This window comes from Sphingomonas sp. CCH9-F2, assembly GCF_001556735.1.
GTDB classification, from domain to species: Bacteria; Pseudomonadota; Alphaproteobacteria; order Sphingomonadales; family Sphingomonadaceae; genus Sphingomonas; species Sphingomonas ginsenosidimutans.
Genome location: NZ_LSJO01000298.1, coordinates 1 through 1,872 on the forward strand (window position 1 = coordinate 1; position 1,872 = coordinate 1,872).

Here is a 1,872-nt window from a genome sequence, read left to right on the forward strand (position 1 = left end):
TCGGGTTCATAGCCCTATCGGGCGTTGCCGTCCTCAACGGCCTCGTGATGATGAGTGCGATCGGAAAGTATCGCGAAGACGGTGCGGCCGACGACGATGCGATCGTGGGCGGCGCAATGGAGCGCGTCCGTCCGGTGCTGATGACCGCGCTGGTCGCGTCTCTTGGCTTCGTGCCGATGGCGCTTGCGACCGGCACAGGAGCAGAAGTGCAACGCCCACTCGCAACGGTCGTCATCGGGGGGCTTATAACATCGACAATCCTGACCCTTCTTGTCCTGCCAGCCATCACAGCGTTGTCCATGCGATTGAGAGGCTCAAAGGCACAAGGTTCGACTGTCGGCACCACAAAGGCCCAGATTTGAGTCTACATGCGCACGTTCTGGTATCGTTGACCGGCATCAAGTTCAGTGTCGGTTCAAGTAGAAGCCCTAATATCAAATACGCCGTCGTTCGATCCTATCGTCCGATGGTAGGAGAGTAGACATGCGTAAGACATTTTGGATTGCAGCGGGGCTGCTGGCTTCGTTGGTCCCTGGTACTGCGATGGCGCAGCACCATGGTGGCCGTCATTCCACAGGTCATGGTAGCTACGGCGGACATGGACGTGTGGTCGTGTCAAATCACGGCTATGGCTATGCGCAGCCCTATTATGGTGGCGGCTATTATGCCGACTCTCCGCGATACCAGTCTCGCCACTACGTGCGCGATCGGCACTATGATCGTCATTCCCGTCCGAGGCATTACCGCCGCCATCATTGACGGCGGTAAGGCTTCGGGCCGCTACTTGCGGGTTTCGCGCCGGGCAAGCCACGCCCGCATCTCGGCGATCTCGCGCCGCTGCGTCGCCACTACTTCGGCTGCAAGCCGGCGAACAGCGGGATCGCGCCCGTACCTCAATTCTATCTCGGCCATCGCGATCGCGCCTTCATGATGGGGGATCATCGCGCGCATGAAGTCGGCGTCGGCATCACCAGTGAAGGCCACGTCCATAGCGCCATGCATCTTGGCGTTCGCGGCCCGGTAGGCTCTGGTTGCGGGCGTGTCGGCCCGCTTTCCCGCATCAGCTCCCCGGGTCACGCTCGTACCGTGTTGAGCGTGCTGTGCGCTCGCAGCAGGTGGCGTCAGTCCAGCGGCCGTTGCGACCATCAGCGCGAGCGTGCCGTTAATTCCGATCATCACGTTCCTTCTCCAGTGTAGCATCATGTCCGCGCTGGCGTCCGGCTCTGGCCGGAGGTTGCCGGCGCGCAGCCGCATCGAGCTCGGCCACGGCCTGGGCCGCGGCCTCGCAGTCGCTGCCGGTTTCCTGGCCCCGCTCGCAGCGGGTGACAACCAGCCTCGCCTCTTCCGCGTGGAAACGGAAATAGCCAGCATCCCGTGGTTTAATCAGTCCGCATCCAGTCAGAGCGATGGTCGCGACAGCGGCAATGAGCGCGCGTTCCTTGAGGTTTGTCATTCTGTTCACCCGCTCGTTGTTCATGGAAATCACAAAGCGATGCCAAAGCGCCGGAGTGCGAGAACCATCGCGATATAGAGCAGGACGGTCAGGCAGCATCCGGCGGCCAAGGCTGGCCAAAAGCCAATTCCGTGACGCAAAAGGACTGGTATCAGTAGGAATAGCGGCAGCGAGGGGAGTACGAACCAGAAGGTCGCCTGCGCATGGGCCGCCATGTTCATCGCATCAGGCCGGTCGTGCCACAGCCATATCATGCCAAGGACCGAGACGACCGGTAGCGACGCAATCAGCGCTCCGAACCCGGGATAGCGCTTCGCCACTTCCGACGCTGCCGCGATTAGTATGCCCGAGACGATGGCCTTGACTGCAAGATAGTACATAGGATGCTTCGCTTACCTTGTGGCGGTGGATCTTGATGA

At 61.0% G+C, this 1,872-nt stretch carries 4 protein-coding genes; 1 reads left to right on the top strand and 3 read right to left on the bottom strand.

The features are described from left to right. The coding region (locus AX685_RS08865) for an efflux RND transporter permease subunit (protein WP_197418538.1) at positions 1-362 on the top strand (362 nt) is incomplete at its 5' end. 418 nt (positions 363-780) lie between these two features. On the opposite strand, the gene copM is transcribed toward AX685_RS08865, so the two are convergent. Genes copM through AX685_RS08875 form a run of 3 tightly spaced genes read right to left on the bottom strand, consistent with a single transcriptional unit; the run spans position 781 to position 1,833 of the window. Continuing rightward, positions 781-1,176 (bottom strand): CopM family metallochaperone, encoded by a 396-nt coding sequence (gene copM / locus AX685_RS08870; RefSeq protein ID WP_050794225.1) that lies wholly within the window; start codon positions 1,174-1,176, stop codon positions 781-783. After that, complete coding sequence (locus AX685_RS20985) at positions 1,163-1,477, bottom strand: hypothetical protein (RefSeq protein WP_206379108.1); 315 nt, start codon at positions 1,475-1,477, stop codon at positions 1,163-1,165. The genes copM and AX685_RS20985 overlap by 14 nt, the downstream gene beginning before the upstream one ends. Positions 1,478-1,482: 5 nt before the next feature. Beyond that, positions 1,483-1,833, bottom strand: coding sequence for a DUF3147 family protein (locus AX685_RS08875; RefSeq protein WP_018251229.1), 351 nt, complete (start codon positions 1,831-1,833; stop codon positions 1,483-1,485). Between the last annotated feature and the right edge of the window lie 39 nt (positions 1,834-1,872).

Bases quoted from the DNA above. Each gene is read 5' to 3' on its own strand.
- copM (WP_050794225.1), bottom strand. From the start codon at position 1,176: ATGATCGGAATTAACGGCACGCTCGCGCTGATGGTCGCAACGGCCGCT.
- AX685_RS08875 (WP_018251229.1), bottom strand. From the start codon at position 1,833: ATGTACTATCTTGCAGTCAAGGCCATCGTCTCGGGCATACTAATCGCG.
- AX685_RS20985 (WP_206379108.1), bottom strand. From the start codon at position 1,477: ATGAACAACGAGCGGGTGAACAGAATGACAAACCTCAAGGAACGCGCG.